At 63.2% G+C, this 4,132-nt stretch carries 4 protein-coding genes and 1 pseudogene; 4 read left to right on the top strand and 1 reads right to left on the bottom strand.

The window, feature by feature from the left end:
- Window positions 1–578: 578 nt before the first annotated feature.
- Entirely contained in the window at window positions 579–785 is a 207-nt protein-coding gene (locus MET2598_RS0118360; protein WP_012331750.1) for a CsbD family protein, read from the bottom strand.
- Between the two features lie 111 nt (window positions 786–896).
- On the opposite strand from MET2598_RS0118360, the gene MET2598_RS0118355 reads away from it, so the two are divergent.
- From MET2598_RS0118355 to MET2598_RS36840, 4 genes and pseudogenes are all read left to right on the top strand, one after another.
- Window positions 897–1,028 (top strand): hypothetical protein, encoded by a 132-nt coding sequence (locus MET2598_RS0118355; protein WP_018261862.1) that lies wholly within the window; start codon window positions 897–899, stop codon window positions 1,026–1,028.
- Window positions 1,029–2,158: 1,130 nt separating this feature from the next.
- Window positions 2,159–2,533 carry a hypothetical protein gene (locus MET2598_RS0118350; RefSeq protein ID WP_036270885.1) on the top strand — a complete coding sequence of 125 codons (375 nt, stop codon included), beginning with the start codon at window positions 2,159–2,161 and terminating at the stop codon, window positions 2,531–2,533.
- Between the two features lie 259 nt (window positions 2,534–2,792).
- A complete protein-coding gene (locus tag MET2598_RS39440) occupies window positions 2,793–3,194 on the top strand; it encodes a hypothetical protein (RefSeq protein WP_198293023.1) in 402 nt (133 codons plus the stop codon).
- 89 nt (window positions 3,195–3,283) lie between these two features.
- Window positions 3,284–4,029 (top strand): annotated as a pseudogene (locus tag MET2598_RS36840) (IS256 family transposase); the annotation flags it as partial.
- Between the last annotated feature and the right edge of the window lie 103 nt (window positions 4,030–4,132).

Below are 4,132 nucleotides of genomic sequence, written 5' to 3'. Positions count from 1 at the left end.
CCGATGACCACCCCGCGAGAGATCCCGCCTGCTTCGGCGCTGTGGAGGGCGCGCAGACGGGCTCTCTCGCTCCCGTCGAGCTACACCACCACCAGGGACACGACCCTCCTCCAGGAAGGCCACGGCTGACGCGGCGGTCTCATCATCTTTGACGGGCATGTCGCAAAGATTTTGGCCGTAGAAAATTATGCTCCCGGCAGAGGCGCACCCCGGTCCGATGGGGCGATCTCAGGCCCGTCAAACCGCCTCATCAACCTCGTCGGTGGAGGTGAGCAGGCGGTGAGCAGACATCCTAACGCCCTGTTCGGAGAAGAATTTTTTGGCCGTTGAACGCTTGCGACACGCCCCGTTCCGGCGGGGTGCGGGCGATCTGCAGGAGCTTCGACTGGTTGTTGTTGAGCCGGGCGACGACCGCGGCCTGCTTCGCTTCCGGTACGATGGCGGCGATCTTGACAGTCGGTGGCGCGAAACGCGAATAGCGTGGCTGGCGTGGGTCGGCGCGTATTGGGGTCCGGCCGTTTGTACAGGAACGGGATTGCTTCAACGAGAAAGGGAGCCCGCGGGCTCCCTTGTTGTGGCTACGTGGGCTTGTTGTCCTTGTCGGACGAGAACGTGTCACGAATCGCGTCTTTTGCGCCTCCGACCGCGTTCTGGATCTTGCCGGAGACCTTGTCCATCGTCCCTTCGCTTTTCAATTTCTGGTCACCAGTCAAGTCGCCGGCAGTCTGTTTGAGCGAGCCCTTCATCTGATCGGCGGAGCCTTCGATGCGGTCTTTGTCGGCCATGGCGATCTCCTCCTATGAGACCGTTAAACGGTTTGCGGCCGAGGCCCGTTCCGTGGCGGCATCGGTGGTGGCTGGGGTGTCTACTGTTCCCAGACAGGCGAGCCGGTCCGGGTGAACGGACGTCCGCAGACCGGACTGCCGCTTGAGACCGCCACCGACCTCGCCGAGTCCCTGAGGCTGCTGGTGTCGGCCGGGACCGAGACGATTGAGCGGCCGACCGTGGACCGCCGGTCAACCCACTGAGGGCCAGACGCACGAACGCCCGGCGGGACCTCTCGGCCAAAGGTCAATCGAGCGGCTACCGCCGAGCTGCGAGGATCGAAGGGCTTGCGCCGGGTGCGCACCGCTCGGAGCAGGCGGGCGGGTCGGGCGTCCTGCAGGCGTTGTGAAAGTCCGACCCGCTACCCCTTGGCAGGCTGTGCAGGCTCGACGTCCGCTGGGTCGGGAACGCAGGCGCACCAGGCGCACCGACCGTTCTGCTCGGCTGCCGGCGCGTTGCGCTGCGAGCAGATTGGGCAGACGTGAAGGATGATCCGGCCTCGCAGGAGCAAGGCTTGGCCACGACCCCTGAACGTCACTTCCTGACCGGTAGGGGTGTCCAGTAGTGCCGCCATTGAAAGCCGGACCGTATCCTCTCTAGCATAAGCTAAAAAGCGGGCCGCTTTCAGCAGCGGCCGGAAGTCTAGGGAGGAAACGCCCATGAGGGCTGCGAAACCGCGACTCAATCGCGATCTCGCAGTTACTTATTACGCTGCACCGCAACAAGTTGAAAGTTCAAATTTTGGCCAACATGCATGCGTTTTCAAATATGCATGCGTTTTCAGCATGGCTTGCCGGCCAAGCCTCACTACGTTTGCGATACGGGCATGCGTCTGGAACGCGCCCAAGCTTCAGGTTGGTACTGCTGGAATGTAGGTTGTGCTCGGCCTCGCGCGCTTGAGGGCGGCCCATTCGCATAAGCCTCAGTATGGGGTGAGAGGATCGCCGCTGCAGGACCGAGCGGGCCGAGACAATGATCGGTGTCTCGCTGGATCAAGCGGCACACGCTGCAGCATCACACAGCGCAGATGCGCCGCCGTGTCGGCGGCGTAGCGGTATACTCCCGCTAGAGTTTCCACTTTCGACTTCGGATCCCTCCGTACGGAGGGATCCTTTTTTGGCGTTCTTCGCGAAGAAGAGCGTTGAGCACGGCGATCAGGTCGAAGTCGTCGTCCGGCATGATACGCCCCATCGTCATCCAGGTAAGTAGAGTGTGCTACTCTTCGGTTTGGCAGATCAGTTCGGCGATGCGGGTGAGTAGAGAATTGTCGGATGCCAGACCGAGACAGGACGGTGTCTTGTATTGGTAATTCTATGTGCCCTATAGCTTAAATATGCATGATCCGCTCACTATTGAACAGCTGTACAAGAGCAAGCGCGTTACCGACGAGCAGCTCGACGCGGCCGTGACGAACTTCCTGAACGATCCGGAGCCCGGCGCGCGCCCGCTCGCGGAGGGCATCGCGATCGACGTCTGCGCGATCATGGCGGCCAACCCCCACGCCCGCGAGGTCCTGGCGGCAAGGAACTCCTCTGAGGCTCAGATGCGCGTAGCGGTCAGGACGGCGATCCTGCTGGCGTGGCCCGCCTGGTCCGTGGACGCGGCCGCTTCGCAGGAGGTCGGGGCTACATCTCCGGCGACGGAACACCACATGCCCCGTCGCGAACGGCAAGGAAGGCCAGAAGATCCCGCCATCGACGATCAATGAATGCCGGGCGCCGGACCACCGCCTGCCCGTAGCTGGCGCGCGGTGAAGAAGCAGAGCTTCCTGAGGCCCACACCGCTGTGGCGCAGGCCAAGGCCACGATTAGAAGGTCTCATGCACCCTCGGCGCACGTCGATTGACCTGAATTCGACAGCCCGTGATGTGTTTCGAGTCGGTTCTATCGTTGTCGTTTGGTATTGTGAAAACGACCCTACTGTGGTCAACCCATGCGGGCTGACCCAGAAGCACTGGAGAGCCAGACATGGATTCTGATGCATTGTCTGACGGCGGTCGAGGCTTCGACTTAAGGTCGAGCACAGATTATTCAAAATGCAAGGGGCGCATTGCTCCTCTGCGGATCATCCCTTCAGGATCTATTTCCGTTGATTTCGTTCATGTTCATGCAGTGCAGGCGATCTGCGACATTCTGGTCGAACTGAAAATCGAGCCCGAGAAAATCCTCAAGCTGGCCGGCCTTGACATACAGACCTTCGGTACCATTGAAGCAATCTCGTTCGCGTCGTTGGGCCGCTTGACGGCGCTGGCCGCCGACCAGACGCAGTGCGCTCACTTCGGCCTCTTCGTCGGTCAGGGTCGTGTCCCTGGAGGTGGTGTAGCTCGACGAGAGCGAGAGAGCCCGCCTGCGCGCCCTCTACAGCGCTGAAGCAGGCGGGATCTCTCGCGGGGTGGTCATCGGCGGTTGCCGGGTAGGGTGGGGTTGCGAGCACCAACCTCGAACCCGAGAGACCTCCGATGACCGACGAGATGATGAGCCTGCGCGGGCTGCTGGAGAAGAGCGCTGACGCCGACCTGCTGCGCGAGATGATCGGCTTTGCGGCCGAGCGGCTGATGGAGCTGGAGGTGGGCGGCCTGACCGGGGCGGCCCACGGTGAGAAGAGCGCCGAGCGGCTGGTCCAGCGCAACGGCTATCGTGACCGGGACTGGCAGACGCGGGCGGGCACGGTCGAGCTGCGCATCCCCAAGCTGCGCACGGGCTCGTACTTCCCGGCCTTCCTGGAGCCGCGCCGGATGGCCGAGAAGGCGCTCACGGCGGTGATCCAGGAGGCCTACATCCAGGGCATCTCGACCCGCTCGGTCGATGATCTCGTTCAAGCCATGGGCGGCACGGGCGTGTCCAAGAGCCAGGTCTCGCGGCTCTGCCAGGAGATCGACGAGCGCGTGAATGCCTTCCTCGACCGGCCGATCGAGGGCGAGTGGCCCTCTCTCTCTGGATCGATGGGACCTCCGTGAAGGTGCGCCAGGCCGGACGCATCGTCTCCGTCGCCGTGATCGTGGCGGTCGGTGTGAACAGCGACGGCCGCAGGGAAGTGCTCGGCATGGACATTGGCCCCTCCGAGGCCGAGACGTTCTGGACCGCGTTCCTGCGCAAGCTGGCGCGCCGCGGCCTGCGCGGTGTGAAGCTGGTGATCTCGGACGCCCACACGGGCCTCAAGGCGTCGGTTGCCAAGGTGATGAACGCGACCTGGCAGCGGTGCCGGGGACTGTCAGGAATTTCGTGTGAGGGCGGCGGGTTGACCGTCAGGCCGCCATGGCCCGGGTGAAGCGCTCGCCGAAGATGACGGCGAACTGTGCCTTGGCCAT

It is taken from the genome of Methylobacterium sp. WSM2598 (assembly GCF_000379105.1).
In the GTDB taxonomy this organism is placed as follows: Bacteria; Pseudomonadota; Alphaproteobacteria; order Rhizobiales; family Beijerinckiaceae; genus Methylobacterium.
This window is presented reverse-complemented; position numbering and strand designations above follow the sequence as displayed.

Coding starts and splice junctions, on each gene's coding strand:
- MET2598_RS39440 (WP_198293023.1), top strand. CDS start 2,793: ATGGATTCTGATGCATTGTCTGACGGCGGTCGAGGCTTCGACTTAAGG.
- MET2598_RS0118360 (WP_012331750.1), bottom strand. CDS start 785: ATGGCCGACAAAGACCGCATCGAAGGCTCCGCCGATCAGATGAAGGGC.
- MET2598_RS0118350 (WP_036270885.1), top strand. CDS start 2,159: ATGCATGATCCGCTCACTATTGAACAGCTGTACAAGAGCAAGCGCGTT.